Source organism: Actinomycetes bacterium (genome assembly GCA_036000965.1).
In the GTDB taxonomy this organism is placed as follows: Bacteria; Actinomycetota; CALGFH01; order CALGFH01; family CALGFH01; genus DASYUT01.
On the sequence record DASYUT010000164.1, the window covers coordinates 36,204 to 59,446 of the forward strand.

General features: G+C 73.8%; 23 protein-coding genes and 1 pseudogene. 13 read left to right on the forward strand and 11 right to left on the reverse strand.

The annotated features are described in order from the left end of the window. Positions 1-75 precede the first annotated feature (75 nt). The 4 genes from VG276_14815 to VG276_14830 all read left to right on the forward strand — a co-directional run bounded on the left by VG276_14815 (position 76) and on the right by VG276_14830 (position 3,349). Positions 76-735 carry a bifunctional DNA primase/polymerase gene (locus VG276_14815; protein ID HEV8650632.1) on the forward strand — a complete coding sequence of 220 codons (660 nt, stop codon included), beginning with the start codon at positions 76-78 and terminating at the stop codon, positions 733-735. A gap of 345 nt (positions 736-1,080) precedes the next feature. Continuing rightward, entirely contained in the window at positions 1,081-2,265 is a 1,185-nt protein-coding gene (locus VG276_14820; protein HEV8650633.1) for a Nif3-like dinuclear metal center hexameric protein, read from the forward strand. Positions 2,266-2,287: 22 nt separating this feature from the next. Then, a complete protein-coding gene (locus VG276_14825; GenBank protein HEV8650634.1) occupies positions 2,288-3,010 on the forward strand; it encodes a DUF6483 family protein in 723 nt (240 codons plus the stop codon). A 192-nt stretch (positions 3,011-3,202) separates the two neighbouring features. Further along, positions 3,203-3,349, forward strand: a complete 147-nt coding sequence (locus tag VG276_14830) for a hypothetical protein (GenBank protein HEV8650635.1) — start codon at positions 3,203-3,205, stop codon at positions 3,347-3,349. 138 nt (positions 3,350-3,487) lie between these two features. On the opposite strand, the gene VG276_14835 is transcribed toward VG276_14830, so the two are convergent. Further along, entirely contained in the window at positions 3,488-5,083 is a 1,596-nt protein-coding gene (locus VG276_14835; protein HEV8650636.1) for a YceI family protein, read from the reverse strand. Between the two features lie 110 nt (positions 5,084-5,193). Further along, positions 5,194-5,880 (reverse strand): hypothetical protein, encoded by a 687-nt coding sequence (locus tag VG276_14840; GenBank protein ID HEV8650637.1) that lies wholly within the window; start codon positions 5,878-5,880, stop codon positions 5,194-5,196. Positions 5,881-7,248: 1,368 nt separating this feature from the next. On the opposite strand from VG276_14840, the gene VG276_14845 reads away from it, so the two are divergent. After that, entirely contained in the window at positions 7,249-8,127 is an 879-nt protein-coding gene (locus VG276_14845; protein ID HEV8650638.1) for a hypothetical protein, read from the forward strand. 149 nt (positions 8,128-8,276) lie between these two features. On the opposite strand, the gene VG276_14850 is transcribed toward VG276_14845, so the two are convergent. From VG276_14850 to VG276_14860, 3 genes are all read right to left on the reverse strand, one after another. Then, positions 8,277-8,852 (reverse strand): transposase family protein, encoded by a 576-nt coding sequence (locus VG276_14850; protein ID HEV8650639.1) that lies wholly within the window; start codon positions 8,850-8,852, stop codon positions 8,277-8,279. Positions 8,853-9,207: 355 nt separating this feature from the next. Continuing rightward, the gene (locus tag VG276_14855; protein HEV8650640.1) at positions 9,208-9,354 is read right to left on the reverse strand and encodes a hypothetical protein; all 147 of its coding nucleotides are present in this window, start codon (positions 9,352-9,354) and stop codon (positions 9,208-9,210) included. Between the two features lie 117 nt (positions 9,355-9,471). Then, on the reverse strand, positions 9,472-10,377 hold the full coding sequence (locus VG276_14860) for a hypothetical protein (GenBank protein ID HEV8650641.1): 906 nt from the start codon (positions 10,375-10,377) through the stop codon (positions 9,472-9,474). Between the two features lie 253 nt (positions 10,378-10,630). Here VG276_14860 and VG276_14865 point away from each other — a divergent pair, with 253 nt between their 5' ends. The 3 genes and pseudogenes from VG276_14865 (at position 10,631) to VG276_14875 (ending at position 13,161) form a co-directional block, all read left to right on the forward strand. Next, positions 10,631-10,999, forward strand: coding sequence for a YciI family protein (locus VG276_14865; protein ID HEV8650642.1), 369 nt, complete (start codon positions 10,631-10,633; stop codon positions 10,997-10,999). 8 nt (positions 11,000-11,007) lie between these two features. Further along, complete coding sequence (locus VG276_14870) at positions 11,008-12,288, forward strand: RNA polymerase sigma factor (GenBank protein HEV8650643.1); 1,281 nt, start codon at positions 11,008-11,010, stop codon at positions 12,286-12,288. A 420-nt stretch (positions 12,289-12,708) separates the two neighbouring features. Next, positions 12,709-13,161: pseudogene (locus VG276_14875) on the forward strand (class I SAM-dependent methyltransferase). A 145-nt stretch (positions 13,162-13,306) separates the two neighbouring features. Here the strand turns inward: VG276_14875 and VG276_14880 are convergent. Beyond that, the gene (locus VG276_14880; protein HEV8650644.1) at positions 13,307-13,900 is read right to left on the reverse strand and encodes an alpha/beta hydrolase; all 594 of its coding nucleotides are present in this window, start codon (positions 13,898-13,900) and stop codon (positions 13,307-13,309) included. 30 nt (positions 13,901-13,930) lie between these two features. Between VG276_14880 and VG276_14885 the strand changes: the two genes are divergently transcribed. Beyond that, positions 13,931-14,821, forward strand: coding sequence for an MFS transporter (locus VG276_14885; GenBank protein ID HEV8650645.1), 891 nt, complete (start codon positions 13,931-13,933; stop codon positions 14,819-14,821). Next, the gene (locus VG276_14890; protein ID HEV8650646.1) at positions 14,799-15,410 is read left to right on the forward strand and encodes a TetR family transcriptional regulator; all 612 of its coding nucleotides are present in this window, start codon (positions 14,799-14,801) and stop codon (positions 15,408-15,410) included. The genes VG276_14885 and VG276_14890 overlap by 23 nt, the downstream gene beginning before the upstream one ends. A gap of 101 nt (positions 15,411-15,511) precedes the next feature. Here the strand turns inward: VG276_14890 and VG276_14895 are convergent, their stop codons facing one another. The 4 genes from VG276_14895 to gndA all read right to left on the reverse strand — a co-directional run bounded on the left by VG276_14895 (position 15,512) and on the right by gndA (position 20,116). Beyond that, positions 15,512-15,958, reverse strand: a complete 447-nt coding sequence (locus VG276_14895) for an NUDIX hydrolase (protein ID HEV8650647.1) — start codon at positions 15,956-15,958, stop codon at positions 15,512-15,514. Between the two features lie 4 nt (positions 15,959-15,962). After that, positions 15,963-16,838 (reverse strand): bifunctional hydroxymethylpyrimidine kinase/phosphomethylpyrimidine kinase, encoded by an 876-nt coding sequence (thiD, locus tag VG276_14900; protein HEV8650648.1) that lies wholly within the window; start codon positions 16,836-16,838, stop codon positions 15,963-15,965. Between the two features lie 87 nt (positions 16,839-16,925). Then, the gene (locus VG276_14905; GenBank protein ID HEV8650649.1) at positions 16,926-18,422 is read right to left on the reverse strand and encodes an aldehyde dehydrogenase family protein; all 1,497 of its coding nucleotides are present in this window, start codon (positions 18,420-18,422) and stop codon (positions 16,926-16,928) included. A 257-nt stretch (positions 18,423-18,679) separates the two neighbouring features. After that, positions 18,680-20,116, reverse strand: coding sequence for an NADP-dependent phosphogluconate dehydrogenase (gene gndA, locus VG276_14910; GenBank protein HEV8650650.1), 1,437 nt, complete (start codon positions 20,114-20,116; stop codon positions 18,680-18,682). Between the two features lie 120 nt (positions 20,117-20,236). Here gndA and VG276_14915 point away from each other — a divergent pair, with 120 nt between their 5' ends. From VG276_14915 to VG276_14925, 3 genes are all read left to right on the forward strand, one after another. Then, positions 20,237-21,211 (forward strand): zinc-binding dehydrogenase, encoded by a 975-nt coding sequence (locus VG276_14915; GenBank protein HEV8650651.1) that lies wholly within the window; start codon positions 20,237-20,239, stop codon positions 21,209-21,211. Between the two features lie 100 nt (positions 21,212-21,311). Beyond that, on the forward strand, positions 21,312-21,569 hold the full coding sequence (locus tag VG276_14920) for a hypothetical protein (protein ID HEV8650652.1): 258 nt from the start codon (positions 21,312-21,314) through the stop codon (positions 21,567-21,569). Positions 21,570-21,596: 27 nt separating this feature from the next. Beyond that, on the forward strand, positions 21,597-21,932 hold the full coding sequence (locus VG276_14925; GenBank protein HEV8650653.1) for a hypothetical protein: 336 nt from the start codon (positions 21,597-21,599) through the stop codon (positions 21,930-21,932). 178 nt (positions 21,933-22,110) lie between these two features. Here the strand turns inward: VG276_14925 and thiL are convergent, their stop codons facing one another. Next, a complete protein-coding gene (gene thiL, locus VG276_14930; GenBank protein HEV8650654.1) occupies positions 22,111-23,184 on the reverse strand; it encodes a thiamine-phosphate kinase in 1,074 nt (357 codons plus the stop codon). Positions 23,185-23,243 lie beyond the last annotated feature (59 nt).

Sequence of the window (23,243 nt, forward strand, 5' to 3'; positions counted from 1 at the left end):
GTTGCGAGATGGACCATCCGAGGGGTTCGTCACGGCGTCAGTCGGTCGCAACGTGCTTCAACGGAGGGAGCACCTGTGAGAAGACGCTGGAACGAGAACGGTCTGCTCGCCGCCGCGCTCGAGTACGCGGCGCTCGGCATCCCGGTGGTCCCCGGCCACTACCCGGGGGTCACGTCGCGGACCGGCCGCCGGCCGGGCACGGTCTGCTCATGCGCCAGGCTCGGCTGCCTGCACCCCAGCGAGCACCCCTTCGTCGGGCTCGAGCAGGCGACCACCGATCCGGCCCAGCTCGAGCAGTGGTGGCTGGAAGCGCCGCGAGCGAACGTGATCCTGGCCACCGGGGTGGCCTTTGACGTGCTCGACGCCGGCGCGGTCCCCGGCGAGGCGATCACCCGCCGGCTCGACGGGACGGGCTGGGCGGGGCCGCTCGCCCGGACGGGCGGCGGGCGCTGGCACCTCTATCTGCCGCCCTCACTGGCCGGGACCACCCTGCTCCGGCCGACCGAGCGCAACCCCGGCCGCCAGCTCTACCTCCACGGCACTGGCGGGTACGTGACCGCACCGCCGAGCCGCCACGTCACCGGGGTCGCCGGCCGCTGGGTCCGCCCCCCGCGCCTCCCGGTCCCGGAGCTCCCGGTGCCGCTGGGCGCGCTGCTCGGCGACCCTCCCGGCCCGGGCCGCCAGGGGTTCGACCCCATGCTTGGGCACCTGGCCACGGGGCGGGTGGCGGGTTGACCCGCTGCCACCCCATCCCGGCCCCGCCCGACGACGAGCCCACACCATCCATGCAAGGCGGAGCGCCGGCACCGGGGGGACCGTGGCCCGGGACGGCGCTGCCCGCGGGGCCGGAGCCAGAGGCGCCGCAGCGGTAGGGAGCGGCGCCCGCCGCTGCGGCCCCCCCCTTCGGGCTCGTGGGGGTTGCGCGCGCAAGTGTTGCATGATCTCTTCCCGGTTGCGGCAGCGCCCCCAGCGGGTCACGGCCGGGCTCGCGAGGTCGCACCATGTCGGCCGGCGCTCCCGGAGCATCGTCCCGGGCCGCGCCGGGCCGCGCCCGCTCACGATCCCCGGAGACGATGCGACATGACCGAGCAGCCAACCCCGCCCGGGACCCCCGGTGCGGCACCGGCACCAGGACCACCACCGGCCTCCCCGACCGTTGGCGACTGGGTCGACCTGGTCCACCGCCGCTGGCCCACGGCCACCGCCGAGCCCTGGGACAACGTCGGGCTGCAGGTCGGCGATCCGGCCGCGGCGGCCCCCACGGTGCTCGTCACGCTCGACGTGACCGCGGCCGTCCTGGCCGAGGCGGCCGAGGCCGGAGCCGGCCTGGTCGTCGCCCACCACCCGCTGGTGTTCCGGCCGCTCTCGTCGGTCCAGGCTGGCGACCCGGTCAGCAGCCTGGTGCTGCGGGCCGCCCGGCAGGGCGCGGCGGTGCTCGCCGTCCACACCAACTTCGACGTGGCCGCCGCCGGGTCGCCGTCGGACGTGGTCGCCGACCTCCTCGACCTCGCCGACCGGCGACCGCTGCGGCCTGCCCGCGCCGTATCGGACGCCGCCTACAAGTACGTCGTGTTCTGCCCGGTTGAGGCGACCGCCAAGGTACTCGACGCCGCCGCGCGGGCGGGCGCCGGCGTGATCGGCAACTACTCCCACTGCTCGTTCCGCACCCCGGGCACGGGCACGTTCCTGCCCGAGGAGGGCGCCCACCCGGCCGTCGGCGAGGTCGCCACGCTCAACCAGGTCTCCGAGGAGCGCCTCGAGCTGCTCGTGCCGGCCGGCCGGCTGGCGGACGTGCAGGCCGCCGTGGTCGCCGCCCATCCCTACGAGGAGGTGGCCGCCGACACCTACCCGCTGCATACCGGCGCCGGCCTCGGCCTCGGCCGGGTCGGGCGCCTGCGGGCGCCTGCGCCGCTCGCCACCCTGGCCGGGCGGCTGCGGGACAGCCTGCCCGCCCCCGGCCTGCGGATGGCTGGCGACCCCGACCGGCGGGTGGAGCGGGTGGCCGTGCTCGGCGGGTCCGGTGGCGACGAGGTGGCCACCGCCGCCGCGGCCGGCGCCGACTGCTACGTGACCGGCGACTTGAAGCACCACCAGGTGCTGACCGCGCTCGCTGCGGGCATGGCCTGCATCGACGCCACCCACGCGGCCACCGAACAGGCCGCCCTGCCTGGCCTGGCAGACCAGCTCCGGGCCGACGCGGCCACTCGCGGCTGGGCCGTCGAGGTGCGCCTCTCCGCGGTCCCGCCCCACCCGTTCGCGGGCTGACCGCGCTGCGTTCCGAGCCGCTGTGGGGCAAGATGTGGCCCCGGGGACGAGCAGGGTCGGGACGCCGGCCCCGGGCCGGAGGAGGCCGACGCTGTACCAGAGGGACTACATCCTCCGCCAGGTCGAGATGGCCGCGCAGATGCTCGCGCGCATCCTCGGGCTGGCCAAGGGCGGGCGCCGCGACGAGGCGATCGGGCTGTTCGAGCAGGCCTACCAGCCGCTGGTGGGGGTGAGCGGGCGGGTCGTGGCCGCCCTGAGCGAGGAGCAGCTGCTGACCCTGCTCACCTCGGGATCGAGCCCCGACCCCCGCCGGGTCACGGTCGCCGTCGAGCTGCTGGTGACCGAGGCCGACCTGCTGGCCGAGGCGGGCCGGTCGGCCGACGCCACCACCCGGTACCGGCGTGCCCTGGGCCTGGCCGCCTACCTGGCCAGCCACACGGGGAGCCTGCCGGACCCGGCCCTGGCCGCGCGGCTGGTCACCCGGGCCGGGCACCTCGACCTCTCCCCGCGGCAGCGCCTGCACCTGTGCCGCCTGCAGGAGGCGCTGGGACGCTACGCCGACGCCGAGGACTCGCTGTTCGAGGTGATCGACGACGACCCGGACGACACCGCCGCGGTCGACGAGGGGATCACCTTCTACCAGCGCCTGCTGGCCAGGGAGGACGCCGAGCTGGAGGCCGGCGGCCTGCCCCGCGACGAGGTGCGGGCCGCCCTGTCCGAGCTGCTGCGCAGGCAGGTCGGCTAGCAGGGCGCCGGCCAGCGGGCCTGTGAGCACCATTCATGCAGCTCAGAGCCATGCTCGCTCGAGGGTGCGGCCGGCAAGGCCGATCTCTGCCCCAACGGCCACAAGCTTGGAAGGCACATCCGGGTTCTCCCCGCGCGGAGGCGGGTACCGGGGGAGCGAGTGTCACGACGGCAACGAGCGGGAGACTGGGCTATGGCGCTGGTTCGCTGCGACCGCCGCGCCACCGAACGCGACGAGGCCGCGATCGCCCGCTGGCGCGCCGAGGAATGGCCCAGGATCAAGGGGGCGCTCGAGCGCGGCGCGTGGCTCTGCTTCCCGACGAGTCCGGCGTCTCGCTGATCCCACCGGTGCGGCGCACCTGGGCGCCACGCGGGCAGACGCCGATCCTGCGGCACCGGGGCCACTGGAAGCGCGCCTCTTCCGTCCGCGGATCGGGATCCGCGGCGTACCTTCTTCCGCCGATAACGGGAGGATTGGTCAGCGCGGCGCCGGCTGCCAGGCGGGCCGGGAGACGACCGCCTTGCCGGTGGGCAGGCAGGCCGCCCCCGTTCCGTCGGCGCGCGCGACGAAGATGCTCCCGTCGCGGACGAAGGCGAGGCGGTCGCCCGTGGGCGACCAGGACGGGGCGGCGTCCCGCCGGCCGTTGGTGAGCTGGCGGTCGCCGGTCCCGTCGGCGTTCATGACATGGATCGCGCCGTCCTTGACGTAGGCGATGCGACCGCCGTCAGGGGACCAGGCGGGGGCGTACTCGTAGCCTGGGGCGGTGGTCAACCGGTGGAGCCCGGACCCGTCGGCGTCCACGACGGCGACGTCCTCGTTGCTGGCGCCGGCGTCGGCGTAGGTCGCGAACGCCAAGCGGCGGCCGTCCGGGGACCACGAAGGGCCGGAGTCGGCACCGGCGGTGGTGGTGAGCTGCCGGAAGCCCGACCCGTCGGCGTTCAGGACGGCGAGGTCGCTGATGTCACCGCTGTCGCCCGCCGTGACCACGACGAGGCGGTGGCCGTCCGGGGACCAGGCCGGCTCGCCCGCGGGCCTGTCGGGGGCGATGTCCCTGCGGCCCTTGCCGTCGGCCCCGATCACGTTGACTGTCGGAGGCTGCTGGTCGTCGCCGGGCACCGAGCGGGTGTACGCGATGTGGGCGCTGTCGGGCGACCAGGCCGGCTCGGCCTGGCTCGCGTCGTCGCCGCCGACCCGGCGCAGCCCGCTGCCGTCCGCGCCCACCACCCACAGCTGCGTGGTGTCGCCGCCGGCCGCGAACAGCAGGCGCCCGCCGCCTCCCGGCAGCGGCCGGCCACCGCGGCACGGCGGAGACTGGGGTCCGAACGGGTCGCCACCGGGCACGGGCACCGTCGGGTGGTGCTGGAGGGTGCTCCCCGCGACCGCCGGCTGGGCGCCCTTGCGGGTCAGGGTCAGCTCGAGCTCGACCACGCCCCGGTCGGCGATCCGGAAGCCGAGCAGGCTGGGCACCTGCAGGCCGAAGTCGGCCCGGCGGATCTCGAAGCTGCCGGCGACCTGGATCGTTGGGCCGTCCCAGCGGGCCTCGAGCGGGACGGTGACCCGCCGGGTGACGCCGTGGAGGGTGAGGTCGCCGGGGAGCTGGACGTGGACGACCTGGCCGCCGCCGACAGTGCCGAGCGGTACCTGCCCGCCCAGCTTGAAGCGGGCGGTCGGGAAGCGGTTGAGTTCCAGGCCGCGGTCGTGCATGGCGCCGTCGCGGGGTGGCTGGTCGGTGTGGAGCTCGCTCAGGTCGGCGGTGACCTCCGCGGCGGTCACCGTCCCGCGCGCGATCGTGACGGTCCCCGTGACCGCCGTCGAGCGGCCGACCACGTCGCTCGGGGCGGTGACGACCGTGAGCCGCTCGCGGATGCGGTAGCCGACGAACCCGCCCGCGTCGGCGGCGACTACCCACTCGCCGTCGGCGGTGCCCGTCGCCGGTGCCCGGTCGGGGGCCGGCCGCAGCCGCGCCGTGCCGGGCGTGTCCGCGGTCCGCGCCGCCAGCACCAGCCATCCACCGCCGAGGAGCAGCGCGACCGCGACTGCCGCCACAAGGCCGACCTTCAGTAGTCTGGGCATGCGCCCTCCTTCGGGGCCAACCGGGCATCCGCCTGTCTACACCGACGTGCCCCGGGTGGTTCCCGAGCGGGCGGCACGTCCACGCCAGCGCTGCCCCGACCCGAACGACGCTAGCCGAGGACAATGTCGAGGACGGCGCGGAGGCGGCCGCCGCGCTCCACCAGATGGAGCACTGGTCCGCCGCCCGCTCCCGAGAAGGGGTCGTCGGCGAACTCCACCTCGGTCTCCAGGCCCCGGCTGTCCGGCGCGCGAACGACGACATGCAGGTGGGGCGTGCCGGAGTAGTTGCCTGGCTTGACCGACTCGAACTCGTAGCGTCCTTTCGCGTCGGTCGTCATCGTGCCTTGGACGTAGCAGCACTGGATCTCGCTGGTGCCCTGGCCGGGGCCGTAGCTGCCGTCGCCGTTGGTCTGCCAGACCCGGACGGCCGCGCCGGGGACCGGCGCGCAGCCGGACCTCAGGACCCGGCCCGAGATGACCATCGGCCGCCCCCGCCGGCTGGCGGCGAGATTGGCGGGGGTGGGCCGCAGCGTGAGGCCGGGACCGAGGCGCAGCCGCGACGGGCCGTGGGTCGGCCCGTCCCATCCCTGCGGTGCCTGCCCCACCGTCGGCGGGCAGGCCCCCCCGCCCGGCGCGGTGGCAGCCGGGCTGTCGCCGCCGGTGGAGGGCGCGGTGGCCGCCGGCCGGGCCACGGCCGCAGCCGCCGGGCGGCCTGCCGGGCGGTGGGCCGCGACCGCGATCAGAGCCCCTGCCACGACGACGACCGCGGCCACGACGATCCAGCCTCGACGGCCCATGGTGAGCTCCTCCCGACCCGGAACGCTGACGCCCCCACTACACCGGCCGCGAGTGCGGAGTTCCGGGTCGGGAGACCGCTACGCCCGGGGGGGGTACCGCCGGGTGAGATCCGGCCCGTCCGCGGTCAGCGGGAGCAGGTGGACACCCCACTCCCGGCGGCGAGCCCTTCCTCGCGCGGATGCCGACCGACACCGTGGCGGTGATGGTGTCCGTGGTGTAGCGGGGTAGGGACGCAACGGCAGCCGCACTTGCGAAGTGGCGTCGGTGAAGTGCGCTGACCAGCAGCTCGCGGCCAGCGTCGAGCGGCAAGTGCGGCTGTCGTGTTAACCCCTGGCTGGCTGGCCGGCCAGCGCCACGGGCTGGCGGTGGGGTACCTGCCCGGCTACGCCCACGACTTGGACCCGGTGGAGGGGCTGTGGGCCAACCTGAAGGTGGTTGAGCTGGCCAACCTGTGCCGCGACACGATCGCCGAGGTCACCGACGCAGCCCGGCAGGGGATCGTCCGGGTCCGCCGGGAGTCCGCCCCCAGCAGCAACACTTGGCACCTGGCAACAGGCCCAAGGGACACCAGTAGCTCATCGCTCGGCCTCGCGGGGTTGGTTTGGGACAGGTCCCTTGACCTCCTGGTCCAGGGCCGTCCAATCTGGACGACATCCGGTCGGAGGCGCGACCCATGGACATCGATCCAGCTCAGGCACTCAAGAGCGCTCAGGATGTGGCTGGGCCGGCCGACCTGGCCTCGGCGCCGTCGGTGGCCCCGCCGGGGACCCGGCGGGCCCGGCGTCGGCGGCGTCCGACCGGCGAGCCGCCGCCACTGCCACGCCACCTGGAGACCACCGGCGTGGGATGGCTGGTGGCCGCGGTGGCGCTGGTGGCGCTGTCGCTGGTGGTGTTCACCGCCGGCCGCTACGGCCGCGGAGTCTCCTTCACCGTCGTCGACAACTGGGTACTTGAGCGGCTGGCCGCGCTGCACACGCCCGGGCTCACGCGCGTCATGCTCGCAGTGTCGGGGCTGCTGGGCTCCATCTGGACCATCAAGCTGCTCGGCTGGTCGACCGGAATCATCCTGCTTACCTTCAAGCGCTTCCGGCAGCTCGTCGTTGCGCTGGTCTCGGTGAACCTCGTCACCGTCCTCGCCATCGTGTTGTCGACGGCGGTGCGGCGCCCGCGGCCGTTCGGGGTGGCCATCGAGGGGAACTGGGCCAGCTGGGCGATGCCGTCGCGGCCAGTCGCCTACCTCGCCGCGATCCTGATCGCCATGCTCTACAGCCTGGTGCCGGAGGGTCGTTGGGTTCGCGCACCGCGACATCAAGCCGGCCAACCTGCTGGTCCGCGACGGCCGGCTGCTGCTGATCGACGTCGCGTTCGTGGAGGCCCGACCGAGTCCCTGGCGGCAGGCGGTCGACCTGGCCAACATGATGCTCTGCCTGGCGTTGCGCAGCGATCCCGAGCTGGTCTACCAGCGAGCCGGGCGCCAGTTCTCGGTCGAGGAGATCAGCGAGGGGTTCGCGGCCACCCGCGGGCTGGCGATGCCGTCGCAGCTGCGCCACCTGCTGCGCGCCCAGGGCCGGGACCCGCACGCCGAGTTCCTGGACCTGCTGCCCGAGCGGCCGCGTCCCATCTCGATCCAGCGCTGGAGCACGCGGCGCGTCGGGCTGGCGCTGCTCTCGCTCCTGCTGCTGGCCCTCGGCCTTTGGACCGTGAACACCAGCGCGCGGTCCGACCGGATCGTCACCTCCCTGAACGCCAGCAACCTCGACTGCACCACCTGGGAGCCGCTGTGGCTGATGGCCCAAGCGGTACCGTCGGCCTCGCTGGTGCCCTGCGTGCAGCTCCTCCCGGTCGGCTGGACCCTCGCCGACGTCCTGGTCAAGGACGGCCGCGCGCGCATCAGCTTCGACTCCGACCGCGTCGGCAAGGGAGCGGTGGTCGTGCAGCTCGCCGCGTCGTGCGACCTGGCCGGCGCCGTCGAGGTGACCTCGGAACAGCGGACGGCGCGGCGCTACCTGCGGATCGAGCGCGACTCCGCAGCGTTCTCGGCGACCCGTTCCTACGTCTTCCCGGGGGGCTGCATCACCGAACGGTTCGTCGCACCGGAGGCGAGCCGAGCACAGCTGGACAGCCAACTATCGTTCGCGATCGGGTTCACCACCCGCGAGGAGCTAGGGCAGGCGCTCAGCCAGCACTCCGGAGGGCGGCTCCACCTGGACCCCCAAGGTGGCCACCTGGACCCCCAAGGTGGCTAAGCGCCTGCTCAGAAGTCCTGTCGGTAACTTGGCGCGAAGGCCCTGGTCGCTGAACCGGGTTACGGACAGAACCTCTGGTGACCTGCTTACGACTTGGTGCGCGATTGAGATTGGGCGTGCCAGCCTGACCGGTCGGGCTGAATCGTCGATCAGCGGCGGCGGGCCGCCCGGTCGGAGACCAGGCCCGCGATCGCCAGATGGGTCTGGGCGTAGGACTCCCGCCGCCCGGTGTAGCGCTGCAGCGACCGCCACTGCTTGTGCTCGGCGATGGCGTGCTCGATGCAGATCCGCTCGGAGGACTGCTTGGCGCGGGCCTGCGTCCAGGCGGCGGCGTAGGCGAACACATCGGCCAGGGTCTTGAGCCGCAGGCCAAGCCCGCCGGGGACAGCGAAGCCACGCCCGGCCAGCAGCGGCCGAATCTCGTGGATGGCGCGGGTGATGGTGGAGCGGTCCACTTCATACAGCACCGCCAGGGCCTGGTGGGGCAGCTGGAACCGCAGGTGGACCAACGTGACCAGGATCCGGTCGCACAAGCCGAGCTTCAGGTTGGGGCCGGCGCCGGCGGCACGCTGGCGAGCACGGCCACGGCGCTGGCGCAAGGCGCCCTCGTGCGCGGCGGTCCAGGGGCCAGCCAACTCGGCGATCAGGGCGCCGAGGTGTTGCCGGGAGAGCCCGGTGAAGCAAGGATGGGGAAGCAAGGATGGGAGAGGGCCGCACGGGCCCATGCTGGCGTCAACATCCACGCATGATCACCCGTGGGCCTGGCCCATGCTCCCCAGGCTCATGCTCGCCAAGTTATGCCGCGAGCTACCCCGCGCTTGCCCCGGTCTTCAAGGCCGAAGGGTGTCCCAGGCGCTTCGTGGGTTGGCTGAGCACTACGGGATCCAAGCGTCGATGACCTCGACCGGCCGGCTGGACCGCTCGGACGACGCCGAGCGCGTTCGCGCACCGCAACAGCATCACGTAGCTGCGGCGCCTTCGGTACGGCACCCCCAGACGATGTCCTCGGGCGCGCTGAGCCGTGACATGGCACCGCAATCAGTGAAGGGCGGATTGCGGCGAAGCACAGGGCCGTCTCGTTCAGTGAGCACGGGTCATCAGGTACGCGGCAAAGCCGGGGATGAGCCGCCACGGCTGTGGCGTGTCGGTGCCGACGATCCGCTGGATGGTGAAGGCGTGGCCGAAGCGCTGGTCGACCTCGCCCGGCGCGATCGGTTCCAAGCCCATCCAGCGGTCCAGTCGCCGCGGTGGCCACTGGAAGCACCACAACAGGAACCGGGCACCCGGGCCGGCCAGCGGCAGGACGTTGTCGACCCGCCGGCGTGGCCGGCCGGCGCGCCGCGCTCACCGAGCCGTCACCTCACCGGCGGCCCGCAGGCGGCGGAGGTACCGGGTCAGCACGATCAGCAGCGGCACCTGCAGCACCCCGTACAGGGCGTGGACGGCGTAGTGGCGCAGCGACTGCTCGGGCCGGTACGGCCACCACGGCACCGACAGCACGCTGAGCAGCCCACCGCCGATCGCGTGCAGCCATCCCCAGCCCAGCAGCAGCCAGGCCGCGACCCGCCGCCCCGGCGACAGCCAGCCGGCGGCCAGCAGCAGGGACACCGCCGTCGGCACGACGGTCTGCGGACCCAGCCGCGCCTGGCCGGTCAGTTCGGCGAGGTTGTGGATGACCAGGCCCAGCCACGACAGCGCGATGCCGGCGACAACGGTCGGGGCAGCGACCGGATGCTCGGAAGGTCGCCGCAACCTCCTGGTGCCCGTGCTCAGGCCGCTGGCGGCCGGGATGCGGGTGTTGTGGCCCCTTGGTGGTGGGCGACCGTCGTGGCTGGGTCGCGCCAGAAGGCGGTGACCAGCTCGACCACGGCGGGGGCGGCTTGCAGCAATGGTCCGATGTGGCCAGCGCCCGGCAGGATGACCAATCGCGGCGGCGTGCAGGGCGAGCAGCGAACCAGAGGACACGGCGTACACGAAGGCCGACCCGCCGGCGTCGGCGATGAGCGCGGCGAGGTCGTCGACCTCACGCTCGACCGCGTAGGGCTGGGTGTCGGTGCTTGCGCCTCGGCCTCGGCGGTCGTAGGTGACGACGGTGAAGTCGGCTGCCAGCAGCTCCACCGGCGCCCGGAGGGGACGGAAGTCTCGGTAGCTCCCGGCGGCGTCCACCAGGATGAGCGCCGGACCGGCGCCAGATCGCTCGAACCCGATCGAGGTCCCGTCGCTCGATGTGACCCTGTTCACCACGTTCATGTCCGGTTCTCCTTCCGAAGGTTGCCGTAACGGGAGCACGCTGCGGTGCATGACCCACGGCCAGCCGCCATCCCGTCGCCCCGTCGTGAGGTTGTCGCGCGACCCGGGTCGAAATCGACAGGTCGCGCCAGGAAGCCTTCGCGCTTCGGAGCGCCGGCGATGCTGGTGACCGCCTTGCGGTCGGGGCGTCGATCTGGGCCTAGTTTGGCGACCACCTGACGCTCAGGATCCCTTCGGTGCCGAGGAGGCCGCGATGAGGTACCTCTGCCTGGTGTACGGGGATGAGGCCAAGTTGGATGTCATGCCGCAACACGAGCTCGACGCCCTCATCGACGAGGTCCTCGCCAACAACGAGGAGCTGCAAGCGAGCGGCCAGCTCATCCTGGCGGAGGCGCTGGACCACGTCGCAGCGGCGACGACCGTGCGGGTCCGCAACGGCAAGCTCTCGGCGACCGGCGGCCCATTCGCCGAAACGAACGAGCAGCTTGGTGGGTTCGTGCTCATCGAGGCTTGCGACCTGAACGAGGCGATCCGGATCGCCGGGCGGATCCCGAGCGCGCGCATCGGGAGCATCGAGGTGCGCCCCGTGATCGACCTCCGGCGCGAGCGCTCGGCTCGGTGAGCCACGGCGTGGCCACCGAGCTGCGGGAGCGGATCGAGCTCCTCTACCGATCCGAGTCGCGCCGGGTCCTGGCCACCCTGATCCGCCTGCTGGGCGACTTCGACCTCGCCGAAGAGGCGCTGCAAGACGCCTTTACGGCAGCGATGGAGCAATGGCCGCGAGACGGCATGCCTGCCAACCCGCGTGCCTGGCTGGTGTCGGCCGGCCGTTTCAAGGCGATCGACCGGCTCCGGCGACGCGCCAGATTCGACGCAGCACTCGGCGAGCTCGCCGCCCGACTCGATGATCGGGCCGCTGACCCCACCGACCGGGATGACCAGATGCTCGAGGACGACCGGCTGCGGCTGATCTTCACCTGCTGCCATCCGGCCCTGTCGCCCGACGCCCAAGTGGCGATGACGCTGCGTGAGGTGTGCGGCCTCACCACCGAGGAAATCGCCCGCGCCTTCCTCACGGGTCCGCCCACGGCGGCCCAGCGCATCGTGCGCGCCAAGGCGAAGATCCGGGCCGCGCGCATCCCGTACGAGGTGCCGCCGCGCGCCGAGCTGGCGGGACGCCTGGAGACGGTGTTGCACGTCGTCTACCTCGTCTTCACCCAGGGGTACGCGCCCGCATCGGGGGACTCGGTGGTGCGCACCGATCTGGCCGACGAGGCGATCCACCTTGGCCGGCTCCTCGTCGAGCTCCTCCCGGAGCCGGAGGCGCTGGGCCTGCTGGCGCTGATGCTGCTGCAGGACTCCCGCCGCGCTGCGCGCACCTCCGCCGACGGCGAACTGATCCTCCTGCCCGACCAGGACCGCTCGCTGTGGGATCGTGAGCGCATCGCCGAGGGGGCCGTCCTGCTCGAGCGGGCGGTCTCGTCGGGGCGGATCGGTCCCTATGCCCTCCAGGCGGCGATCGCCGCGGCACACGCGGAGGCGCCCACCGCCGAGGCCACCGACTGGCATCGGATCGTCGGGCTGTATGACCTCCTGGCATGGGCGGACCCCTCGCCGGTGGTCAAGCTGAACCGGGCGGTTGCCATGTCGATGCGCGACGGGCCGGCGTCGGGCCTGGCGCTGATCGATGCCATCCTCGCGCGCGGCCAGCTCGACACCTACCACCTGGCGCACGCTGCACGAGCCGACCTCCTCCGACGGCTGGGGCGAACCCCCGACGCACGCGCCGCCTACCAGCGTGCCCTCGAACTGACCCGGCAGGAGCCCGAGCGGCGGTTCATCAAGCGACGGCTGAACGAACTCGCTCGAGGGCCTGGCGATGACGATGCGTCGCGCGCAACACACCGGTGACCTGCCGACCAAGGGTGGCGCGAGCCATCGCGACCGGATACCTCGGGCAGCATGGCGCCGCCCAGCCGACGCCACCCTGCGCCATCACCGGCCGGAGGCCCACGGGGTCAACGAATGTGAAAGCAACCCGCCTCCCTGACCCGTTCCTACCGCCCGGCGGTGCGCAGACCCGCCGCCGGGCACCACCGGGCCGAGTGCCCGGCAGACGGGCTCATCGGGTTCGTCCGGTCCGGCCCGCTGGGATCAATCCTCTGAGCTGGGTCGCCTCCGTTGGGTGGTTGAGCGGTCGCTGGCCTGCTGACTGGGCTGCCGCCGGCTCCAGGTCCGCCAGGAGCGCCGTGATGACCTCCTGCCCACCGGCCGGGTGCCACTCGCGAGCGCCCCGAGCTGTACGGCGTGTGAACGGAGTAAGGCAAGCGCATGCTGTCACGAACCGACCCGAGCCGTGGCCGGAATCAGCGTGAGGAGGTGCGGACCTTGACCCTGCGCGATCACTTCGGACAGGTTGCCCCCGTCTACGAGTCGCTGCGCACGACCGACCAGGCGCCCGTGCGGAGGATCCGCCAGCTCCTGCCCGACCGCCCCGTCACCGGCGTGGACATCGGCTGCGGGACCGGGCGGTACTCCAAGCTCCTGCGCACCCTGCTGCCCGAGGGCTCGTTGCTGATCGCCAGCGACGTCTCCGCCGCCATGCTGGCTGAGCTGCAGGCCGGCAACCGCGGCCCGTGCTGGGTGGCGCCGCTGCTGGCGACCGCGGAGGAGCTGCCGCTTCGCAGCGGCAGCCTCGACCTGGCCACCTCGTTCAACTCGGTCCACCACTTCGACCTGGGCCGCTTCCTGGCTGGCGTCGTCCCCGTGCTGCGGCCAGGCGGCCAGCTCTTCATCTACACCCGCACCCCGGAGCAGAACGCGCGGACGATCTGGGGCCGCTACTTCCCCGGCTTCGCCGAGCACGAGCAGCGCCTGCGTAGCGAGCGGGAGCTCCGGGCCGCCGTCAGCAGCACCAGGGGCCTGGTGCTCACCGGCATGAGGACCTTCCGTCACCCGCGGACGAGCACCCGCGAACGGCTGCGGGCCCAGGCCGAGGGCCGCCACTACTCGACGTTCTCCCTCTACCCGCCGAAGGAGCTGGCCGTGGCGATCGACGCGTTCCTCGCCCGCCTGCCCGGCCCCGACGTCTCCTGGGTGGACGAGCACCTCCTGGTGATCGCCCATCGCAGCCGCGCCGAGCGCGGATACTGATGGGCCCGAGCGTCCGCACAAGATCTGGGTGCTGGATGGCGATCGCCAAGGCGATGCCGGCTCCCAGGCTATAGCCGAAGAGGTCAGCCTCGTCGATCCCTTGCTGCCGCAGCAGGGCGGCGGTGTCGTCGGCCATCTGCTGGATGGTCAACGGGCGGTCGATGTCGGCGGTGTGCCCGTGTGCCTGCTGTTCGACGGCGATGACCTGCCGGGTCTTGGCAAGGTCCGGCAGCAGCTTGCCGAACGAAGTCTCGATGGCCGACAACGAGCCGTGCAGCAGCACCAGCGGCCGGCCGCTGCCGTGGATCTCGTAGTACATCTTGAGTCCGTTCACCGAAGCGTATCCGGGCTGAGGGACAGTGTTGGCCATGTCGGTTCCTTCCGAAGTCTGGGTCGTCTAATGGGCTGCCACGGGCTGCAGTCGCCGGCGGCGGTCGGGGTCTGGGCCACCGCCAACTTCCTGGCCCTGCCGCTCGGGCCGATCCTGGGCGGCTGGCTGCTCACCAACTACTGGTGGGGCTGGGCGTTCCTCATCAACGTGCCCGTGGTCCTGGTCGGGCTGCTCGCCGTCATCGTGCTGCTGCCGGAATCCCGCAGCGCCACCCGCGCCGGGCTGGACCCGGTCGGGGTGCTGTCCTCCAGCGCCGGCCTGACGGTGCTGGTCTACGGCGTGATCGAGGCGGGCCAGCACGGCTGGGGCGACACCATGGCGCTGACCGCCATGATCGCCGGGACGCTGCTCCTGGTCGGGTTCGTGGCCTGGGAGCGCCGGCTCGGCCGGCGTCCGGCCGGGCAGCCGCTGGTCGACCTGGGCCTGTTCCGCTCCACCAGCTTCACCTGGGGCACGATCCTGGCGGCGGTCGGGATCTTCGCGCTGTTCGGCGTGCTGTTCACCGCACCGCAGTACTTCCAGGCCGTCCTGGGGACCGACGCCATGGGCAGCGGCCTGCGGCTGCTCCCGCTGATAGGCGGCGATCCTGGGCAGCGTGCTCAACGCCACCTACAGGGGCAGCTGCACCTGGCCGGCGTGCCAGCGCGAGTCGCCGACGCGGTGCGAGACAGCGTCTTCGCCGGGGTCGCGGCCGCCCAGCAACTCGGCTCGGTGTCGCTGCTGCACTCGGTGCGCACCGCCTTCGTGGACGGCATGGATGTCATGCTGTGGGTGTGCGCCGGCATCGCGGTGGCAGGCATCGTCCTCGCGCTGGTCTTCCTGCCCGGGCGGGCCGCCGCAGCAGCGGCAACGCAGGCCGAGCCAGCAGCATTGGAGGATGAGGCCGTTGTCCGAGGATGATCGACCAGCGGTCGGGTTGCGCGAACGCAAGAAGGCCAAGACCCGGGCCGCGATCCAGCAGCACGCGCTGCGGCTGTTCCGCGAGCAGGGCTACCAGGCCACTACCGTCGAGCAGATCGCCGAGGCAGCCGAGGTCTCACCCAGCACGTTCTTCCGCTACTTCCCGACCAAGGAGGACGTCGTGCTGTACGACGCCCTCGACCCGGCGCTCCTCGAGGCGTTCCGGGCACAGCCGGCCGAGCTGAGCCCGATCCAGGCCCTGCGGGGAGCGATGCAGGCGGTGTTCGCCGAGCTGCCCCCCGAGGAGGTGGGGGTGCAGCGGGAACGCGACGCGCTGATCCGCTCGGTGCCCGAGCTGCGCGCCAGGATGGTGGACGAGTTCGCCCGCAACCTCCAACTGATCGCCGAGGTCGTGGCCGAGCGGGTCGGGCGTGCTGCGGACGAGCCGGCCGTGCGCACCCTGGCCGGCGCGGTGATCGGCGTGGGGATCAGCGCGTGGTACACGGCGGGGGACCATGCGACGACCGAAGACTACCTCGCGCTCATGGACGCCGGCCTGGTCCATCTGGAGGCGGGCCTTCCGCTGTGACCTGACGGGGCGGCCGCGTCGACTCAAGGCGCCCAGGGTGACGGGTTGGCCAGCCGCCCTAGCGGGGGAGGTCGGCGGTGTCCGAGCCGGCAGCCGGCGGGTCAGGCCTCGGGGCGGGGCAGCTCGGGCAGGTTGCCAAGGTCGAGGGCCTTGAGCAGGCTGGCGGGCCGGAAGTCCTCTGCCAGCAGCTCCTCGGGCCGGCGCCAGGCGATCTCCACCAGGTGCCGGTCGCGCGCCGTGTGCCGCTCAGGCTCGACCGTGAGGACGCCGTCGTGGCCGGCGGCCAGCCAGCCCGCGAACACCACCTCGAACCGGTGGCGCTGGGGCAGGTCCTGGAGCCAGACCACGCCGGCCAGGCCGACGGGCAGGCCAGTCTCCTCCTGCAGCTCCCGCCGAGCGGTGTCCTCGAGCCGCTCTCCCGCCTCCGCCTTGCCGCCGGGCAGGCACCAGAACTCGTCCCCGTCGGGGTGGCGGTGGTGCGCGGCCAGCACCTTGCCGTCGTGGACGACGAGGACGCGGGCGACCAGCTGATCGCAGCGCTTGGCCATGGGCTCAGCCCTCGAACGGGTTGGGGCCGTAGGGCCAGGAGGCGGACGTCGGGTGGCTCGGGCCGCCTGGGCGCAGCAGCCCGGCGGCCCGGAACCGCCAGGCGTGGTCGGTCGGGCCGATGCCCTTGCCGAGCGGGAAGCCGCCAGCGATCGCGCCGTTCAGGTAGCGCTTGGCCGCGCTGGTGGCGGTGGCCACGTCCAGGCCCACGGCGAGGTTGGCCGCGATGGCCGACGCGAGCGTGCAGCCCGTGCCGTGGGTGTGGGGCGTGGCCAGGCGCGGCGCCGTGAGCCAGGTCGCCTCCCGGCCGTCCCAGAGCAGGTCGGCCGCCTCGTCCCCGCGGAGGTGGCCGCCCTTGACCAGCACCCAGCGGGGGCCGAGGTCGTGCAGGGCGGCGGCCGCCTCCTGCATGCCCGCCCGGTCCCGGGCCTCGATCCCGGTGAGCAGCCGGGCCTCGCCCAGGTTGGGGGTGATGATGGTCGCCAGCGGGACCAGGCGGTCCCGGATCGCCTCGACCGCCTTGGGGCGGAGCAGCGGGTCGCCGTGCTTGGACACGGCCACCGGGTCCACCACCAGGTTCCCGACCGAGAACCGCTCGCAGGCGTCGGCGACCGCCTCGATGATTGCCGCCGACGCCAGCATGCCGGTCTTGGCCGCGTCCACGCCGATGTCGGTCGCCACCGACTCGATCTGCTCGAACACCGCGCGCGGCTCGAGCTCGTAGAACCCCTGCACCCCGACCGAGTTCTGCACGGTCACGGCGGTGACCGCCGACATGCCGTGCACCCCGTGGGCCAGGAAGGTCTTGAGGTCGGCCTGGATCCCGGCCCCCCCGCCGGAGTCCGAGCCGGCGATCGTGAGCGCCCGCGCCGGCACTGGCAACCCGTACACCTCTTCCGTCGCCGTGGGCCCGGCCGTCCCGGCCCCGCTCGGCGCTCAGGGTACCCCCAGTGGTCGCCTCCGGCGTCCTCAGCGCCTCCCGTGCCGCAGCCGCATGGACCGCTTCAGGACCGGGACCAGCCACTCGGGCCGGTCGAAGCTGAGCATCGCGAACGGCAGCGGGAAGCGCTGGCGGGTGATGGCCTTGGAGCGGGTGAACTCGCGCAGCCCGTCGGGACCGTGGGTGCGCCCGAAGCCGGACTCCCCCACCCAGCCGAAGGGCAGCGAGGGCACGCCGATGAACGAGAGCACGGAGTTCACGCTGGTCGCCCCGGCCCGGACCGACCGGGCGAGGGCCTTGGCCCGCTTGCGGCCGAAGACGCTCGAGGCCAGGCCGTAGGGGTTGGCGTTGGCCTGCTCGACCGCCTCGGCGGCACTGGCGACCCGGGTGACCGGCAGCAGCGGGCCGAACGTCTCCTCGCGCATGAGCAGCGCGTCGTCGGGCACGTCGACCAGCACGACCGGGTCGACGAAGGGCGGGCGCACCGACTCCGGCCCGCCGACCAGCGCCCGGGCGCCGCGGGCGAGCGCGTCGTCGAGGTGGCGCCGGATGGTCTCCACCTGCGCCGGCAGGGTGATCGGGCCGATGTGGGCGTCGGCGTCCGCGCCCGCGCGGACGCGGCGGGCGCGCTCCACGACCTCGGCCACGAAGCGGTCGTAGACGGGCGCGGTCGCGTAGACGCGCTCCACCCCGACGCAGGTCTGGCCCGCGTTGGACAGCCCGCCCCACACGGCCGCGTCGGCGGCGGCGGCCACGTCGGCGTCGTCGTCCACGATCATCACGTCCTTGCCGCCGAGCTCCAGGACCACCGGGGTCAGCCGCTCGGCGCAGACCGCCATCACCTTGCGCCCGGTGCCCGGCGAGCCGGTGAACGCGAGCTTGTCAACGCCCGACCGGCACAGCGCCTCGCCGGTGGGCCCGAAGCCGGTGACGAGCTGGAGCACCGGCTGCTCGGGGACGGCCTCGGCGAACGCGTCCACCAGCCAGCGGCCCACCGCCGGGGTCAGCTCGCTCGGCTTGTACACCACGGCGTTGCCGGCCGCGAGCGCGTACACGACCGACCCCATCGGGGTCAACACCGGGTAGTTCCAGGGCCCGATGACACCGACCACGCCGACCGGCGGGTACTCCACCGAGGCGGCCTGGTTGGCCAGCAGCAGGGTGCCCGGGACCCGCCGGGGCTTGAGCACCTTGGCCGCCTTGCGGGCGGCCCAGTCGAGGTGCTCGACGGTGACCAGGACCTCGACGAAGGCGTCGTCCAGGGGCTTGCCGTTCTCCCGCCGCACCAGCTCGCACAGCTCGTCGGCGCGCCTGGCGAGCTGGCGCTTGAAGGCGAGCAGCCGCTTCTCCCGGCCGTCGAAGCCGAGCCCGGCCCACCAGGCCGCGGCCTGCCGGGCCCGCGCGACCGCGGCCGCGACCGCCTCGGGCCCGTCGACCGCGAAGGTGCCGACCTCCTCGCCCGTGACCGGGTTGGTGGAGGTGAAGCTGGCGGCGGCGGGCGGGGCGGTGTCCTGGGTGACGGCCATCGGCGGCCTCCGGCTCGTGGGCCGGCGCGGCGGCCGGCGCGCGTGGGGTGGGACGGGTCTCCGAACCCACAGCAAACGGTCACATCGGGCCGGCCGCCCGTCAACCACCGGGTACGCCGGCCGGGCTGAGCGGGTGACCAGGAGTCTCGCCTACAACTCCGCGAGTCCTTCCTGGTCGCCGCCTCGAGTTACGTGCAGGACTTCTGAGCTGCTGCTCAGCCCAATGCCAGGTACCTGTCCAAGCCCGTGGCCTGGGGCTACATCTCGACTTCTCGGCCGTCCTCCGGCCAGAGGGTGTGGAAGGTGCCGGGCCGGTCGATGCGCCGATAGGTGTGGGCGCCGAAGTAGTCGCGCAGGCCCTGGACGAGGTTGGCGGGCAGGCGCTCGCGCCGGTAGCCGTCGTAGTAGGCGAGCGAGGAGGCGAAGGAGGGCACCGGCACGCCCAGCTCGACCGCGGTGCGCACCACCTGCCGCCACGCCTCCTGGGCGCCGGCGGCCGCGTCGCGGAAGTACTCGGCGAGCAGCAGGTTGCGCAGGGCCGGGTCGGCCCGGAAGGCGTCGGCGATGCGGTTCAGGAAGCGGGCCCGGATGATGCAGCCGCCGCGCCAGATGGTGGCCATGGCGCCCAGGTCCACGCCCCATCCGTACTCCTGGCTCGCAACCGCCATCTGCTCGAACCCCTGCGCGTAGGAGACCACCTTGGAGGCGTAGAGGGCGTCGCGCACGTCGTCGACGAGCCGGTCGGCCAGCTCCGGCCGAGCCCCGCTGGCCGGTCCGGACAGCACCTTGGAGGCGGCGACGCGCTCGTCCTTGCGGGCCGAGAGCATGCGGGCGAACACCGCCTCGGTGATGCCGGTGATGGGCACGCCCAGATCCAGGGCGGACCGCACCGTCCAGCGCCCGGTGCCCTTCTGCTCGGCCTCGTCGAGGATCACGTCGACCAGCGGCCGGCCGGTGGCCGCGTCGACCTGCCGCAGCACCCTGGCGGTGCTCTCGATCAGGAACGACTCCAGGTCGCCCCGGTTCCAGTCGTCGAAGACCTCGGCCAGCTCGGCCGCGCCCAGCCCGAGGGCCTGACCGAGCAGGTCGTAGGACTCGGCGATGAGCTGCATGTCGGCGTACTCGATGCCGTTGTGCACCATCTTCACGTAGTGCCCGGCCCCGTCGGGGCCGACGTAGGTGCAGCACGGGACGTCGTCGACCTTGGCCGCGATCGTGGTGAACACGTGCTCGACCGTCGCGTAGCCCTCGCGGGAGCCGCCCGGCATGATGCTCGGGCCGTTGAGGGCGCCCTCCTCGCCCCCGGAGATGCCGGTGCCGAGGAAGTGCAGGCCCTGCTCGCGGAGCGCCTGCTCGCGCCTGCGGGTGTCCTCGAACCAGGAGTTGCCCCCGTCGATCAGCACGTCGCCCGGGTCCAGGTGCGGGACGAGCTGGTCGATGACCGCGTCCACGGCCGGCCCGGCCTTGACCATGATGAGGATGCGGCGCGGCTTGGCCAGCAGGCTGACCAGCTCCTCGACGGTGGCCGCGCCCATCAGCGGCCCCTCGTGGCCGTGACGGGCGAGCAGCTCCTCGGTACGGGCGGTGGTGCGGTTGTGGACCGCGATCGGGATCCCGTGCCTGGCCACGTTGCGGGCGAGGTTCTGGCCCATGACCGCAAGCCCCGTGAGGCCAAGCTCAGCATTGCCAGCCATGGATCGCGCCTCCCTGGTGCGACGGGTTCCGACCCCCAAGCCGTCCGGCTCCGGGTGCTCCGGCCAAGATGGTAGAACCTGCTACCCCGGTAGGACAGTTCAGGAGCAGAAGGAGGCGGCGTGAGAGCGGTGGTGTTCACCGGCGCGGGCGGCCCGGAAGTCGTCGAGCTGCAGGAGCGCCCCGACCCCGAGCCAGGCACCGAGGACGTGCTCGTGGCGGTGAGGTACGCGGGCCTCAACCCGGCCGACAGCCAGCAGCGCCAGGGGCGCTACCCGGCCCCACCCGGCGCCCCGCCCGACGTCCCCGGGCTCGAGGTGGCCGGGACGGTGCTTGCCTGCGGCTCCCGGGTGACCGCCTGGCGGCCCGGGGACCGGGTCTTCGGGCTGGTCGGCGGGGGCGGGCTCGCCGACCGGGTGGCCGTGCACGAGCGCTGCGTGACCCGCGTGCCCGACACGCTCTCCGAGCGCGACGCCGCCGCCGTGCCCGAGGCGTTCATCACCGCCCACGACGCCGCCTTCACCCAGGCCGGCCTGCGCATGGGCGAGACCGTGCTCGTCCATGGGGCCGCGGGTGGCGTGGGGACTGCCGCCGTCCAGCTCGCGGCCGCGGCCGGTGCCCGGCCGCTCGCCGTGGTCCGCTCCGACGAGGCCGCCGAGGCCGTGTCGGCCCTGGGCGCCGAGGTCGTCCGCGAGGACGCCTTCCCGGGCGCGGTGGTCGACGCGACCGGTGGCGCCGGCGCCGACGTGATCCTCGAGCTGGTCGGCGCGCCCCACTTCCCGGCCAACCTGGAGGCGCTGGCCCCCAAGGGGTGCGTGGTCGTGGTGAGCGTGGCGGCCGGCAGCGACGCCACGGTGCCGCTGCATGCGCTGATGCAGCGGCGCGCGGCCGTGCGCGGGACCGTGCTGCGGGCCCGGCCGCTCGAGGAGAAGGCGACCGCCGTACGCGCGTTCGAGCACGAGGTCGTGCCCCAGCTCGCGGCCGGGCGGGTCCAGCCGATCATCGACTCGGAGTTCCCCGCCGACCAGGCGGCCGCCGCCTTCGAGCGCCTCGACGGCCGCGGCAAGTTCGGCAAGGTCCTGCTGGCGTTCGGGTAGCGGCTCGAACGATGGACGGCTTGAGTCCGCCGACGTAGATTGGCGGGGTCCGCGACGACCCCGTACGCGGGCGACCCGCACGCGGACGAGGGGAGCGTCGATGAGCTCACGGCGCCGGTTCGGCTTCGTGCTCGCCACCCTGCTCGCCTTCGCACTCGTGGCCGGCTGGGTCACGAGCTGGGCGCCCGGCCCAGCCTCTCCCAGCGTCAAGGACCTGCCCTCGGTGACGCGCTCGCCGGGCGAGACCAGCCCACCCGCGGTCGCCCTGGCCGACCTCCAGGGGGTCGAGGACCTCCGGGCGCGGTTCAACGCCGACCAGGGCGTCCCGCGGCTGCTGCTGCTGCTCTCCCCCACCTGACCCGAGTGCCGCGCGGGCGCCGGTTCGGTGCAGGTGATCCTCGAGCAGCATCCCACCGCCAGGCTGCGGGTGTACGCGGTCTGGACCAGCCGTCTGCCCGCCGACGAGCGGTCGCAGTGGGACGGGGCCGGCCTCACCGACCCCAGGGTCGTCCACCTGTGGGACGAGCGGGACGCGGTCGGCAAGTGGGCGACCGGGCCACTCCCCGGCTACGACGGCCCAGACTGGGACTTCTACCTGCTGTTCGGTCCCGACGCCTCCTGGGGGACGGCACCGCCACCCCCCGACGACTCCGGCTGGAGCGTGGTCAGGGCCCGCGACGACCTGGACAGCACCCTCACCCGCCTGCTCCGCGGCGGGTAGACCACCCGGACAGCACCCTCCCCGCCTGCTCCCGGGGTAGACGACCTGGAGGGCCTCACCGCTGTTCCGCGGCGGGTAGACCACCTGGAGGGCCCTCACCGCTGCTCCGCGGCGGGTAGACCACCTGGAGGGCCCTCACCGCTGCTCCGCGCGGCGGGTGGGAGCTCCTCCGGCAGGGTCAGGACCGGAAGTGGTCGTAGGCGAGGCCGGCCAGGGGGAGGGCGGCGCCGGCGCCGGTGAGGCGCACGCGGCGGTCGGGGCGGCCCGTGAAGGTGCCGCAGTCGATCACCCCGCCCACGTCGGCGGTGCGGGGCAGGGCGGCGGCGAGGGCGAAGTCCTCGCCGCCGCCCAGGGCGAGCTCGACCGGGTCGCGGCCGAGCAGGCCCGCGGCCTCGGCCACCCCGGCGGCGAGCGGCACGGCCGCGTCGTGGACCTCGACACCCGTGCCGGACGCGGCGGCGAGGTGGAGCACGTCGCCGGCGAGCCCGTCGGACACGTCGAGCATGGCGGTGGCGCCGCCGGCGGCCAGGCGCAGCCCCATGGCAAGCTGCGGCCGGGGCCGGCGGTGGGCGGCAGCCAGGTGGGGATGGCGCGCGAGCAGCTCCCCCGCCGCCTCGCGGGCATCCGGGCCCAGCGCCCGGCCACCCGGAGCGAGTGGGCCGCCGGGCCCGCGGGCACCCGGAGCCGGCAGGTCGTCCAGCCCGCGGGCGAGCCGGAGCAGGGCCAGGCCGGCGGCGGCCGCGCCCAGGGGTCCGGTGACGGCCAGCCGGTCGCCGGGGCGGGCGCCGGACCGGGTGACGACCCGCCCGGCCTCGCCGACGACGGTGACCGCCAGCGACAGGACCGGCCCCCCCGAGGTGTCGCCGCCGACCAGGGCGACCCCGTACTCCTGGCAGGCCTCGCGCAGGCCCGCGTAGACCCGTTCGAGGGTGGCCACGGACGCGGCCGGCGGCACGGTCAGGGCCACCAGCAGCCAGCGCGGCTCGGCGCCCATCGCGGCGACGTCCGACAGGTTGACCGCGACCGCCTTCCAGCCCCAGTCCTCCGGGGCGGACAGCGCGGCGTCGAAGTGGCGGCCCTCGACCACCACGTCGGTGGTGACCACCAGCCGCCGGCCCGGGGTGGGGACGAGCACGGCGGCGTCGTCGCCCACGCCGACCTCGACCCCCGGGCCGGGAACCGCCCCGGCGGTCAGCCGCTCGATGAGCCCGAACTCGCCGAGCGCCACCAGGCCAGGCTCGCCGAGCGCCACCAGGCCAGGCTCGGTGGGGTCGGTCCCGGACGGCGCAGGGGGCCCTGGTCCGGGCCCGC

What these genes read in the sequence shown, in the direction of transcription:
- VG276_14855 (HEV8650640.1), bottom strand. Translation starts at nt 9,354, where the DNA reads ATGGGCTTGGAACCGATCGCGCCGGGCGAGGTCGACCAGCGCTTCGGC.
- VG276_14835 (HEV8650636.1), bottom strand. Translation starts at nt 5,083, where the DNA reads ATGCCCAGACTACTGAAGGTCGGCCTTGTGGCGGCAGTCGCGGTCGCG.
- VG276_14905 (HEV8650649.1), bottom strand. Translation starts at nt 18,422, where the DNA reads ATGGCCGTCACCCAGGACACCGCCCCGCCCGCCGCCGCCAGCTTCACC.
- VG276_14890 (HEV8650646.1), top strand. Translation starts at nt 14,799, where the DNA reads ATGAGGCCGTTGTCCGAGGATGATCGACCAGCGGTCGGGTTGCGCGAA.
- VG276_14830 (HEV8650635.1), top strand. Translation starts at nt 3,203, where the DNA reads ATGGCGCTGGTTCGCTGCGACCGCCGCGCCACCGAACGCGACGAGGCC.
- VG276_14880 (HEV8650644.1), bottom strand. Translation starts at nt 13,900, where the DNA reads ATGGCCAACACTGTCCCTCAGCCCGGATACGCTTCGGTGAACGGACTC.
- VG276_14840 (HEV8650637.1), bottom strand. Translation starts at nt 5,880, where the DNA reads ATGGGCCGTCGAGGCTGGATCGTCGTGGCCGCGGTCGTCGTCGTGGCA.
- VG276_14920 (HEV8650652.1), top strand. Translation starts at nt 21,312, where the DNA reads ATGAGCTCACGGCGCCGGTTCGGCTTCGTGCTCGCCACCCTGCTCGCC.
- gndA (HEV8650650.1), bottom strand. Translation starts at nt 20,116, where the DNA reads ATGGCTGGCAATGCTGAGCTTGGCCTCACGGGGCTTGCGGTCATGGGC.
- VG276_14820 (HEV8650633.1), top strand. Translation starts at nt 1,081, where the DNA reads ATGACCGAGCAGCCAACCCCGCCCGGGACCCCCGGTGCGGCACCGGCA.
- VG276_14865 (HEV8650642.1), top strand. Translation starts at nt 10,631, where the DNA reads ATGAGGTACCTCTGCCTGGTGTACGGGGATGAGGCCAAGTTGGATGTC.
- VG276_14860 (HEV8650641.1), bottom strand. Translation starts at nt 10,377, where the DNA reads ATGAACGTGGTGAACAGGGTCACATCGAGCGACGGGACCTCGATCGGG.
- VG276_14895 (HEV8650647.1), bottom strand. Translation starts at nt 15,958, where the DNA reads ATGGCCAAGCGCTGCGATCAGCTGGTCGCCCGCGTCCTCGTCGTCCAC.
- VG276_14850 (HEV8650639.1), bottom strand. Translation starts at nt 8,852, where the DNA reads ATGGGCCCGTGCGGCCCTCTCCCATCCTTGCTTCCCCATCCTTGCTTC.
- VG276_14885 (HEV8650645.1), top strand. Translation starts at nt 13,931, where the DNA reads ATGGGCTGCCACGGGCTGCAGTCGCCGGCGGCGGTCGGGGTCTGGGCC.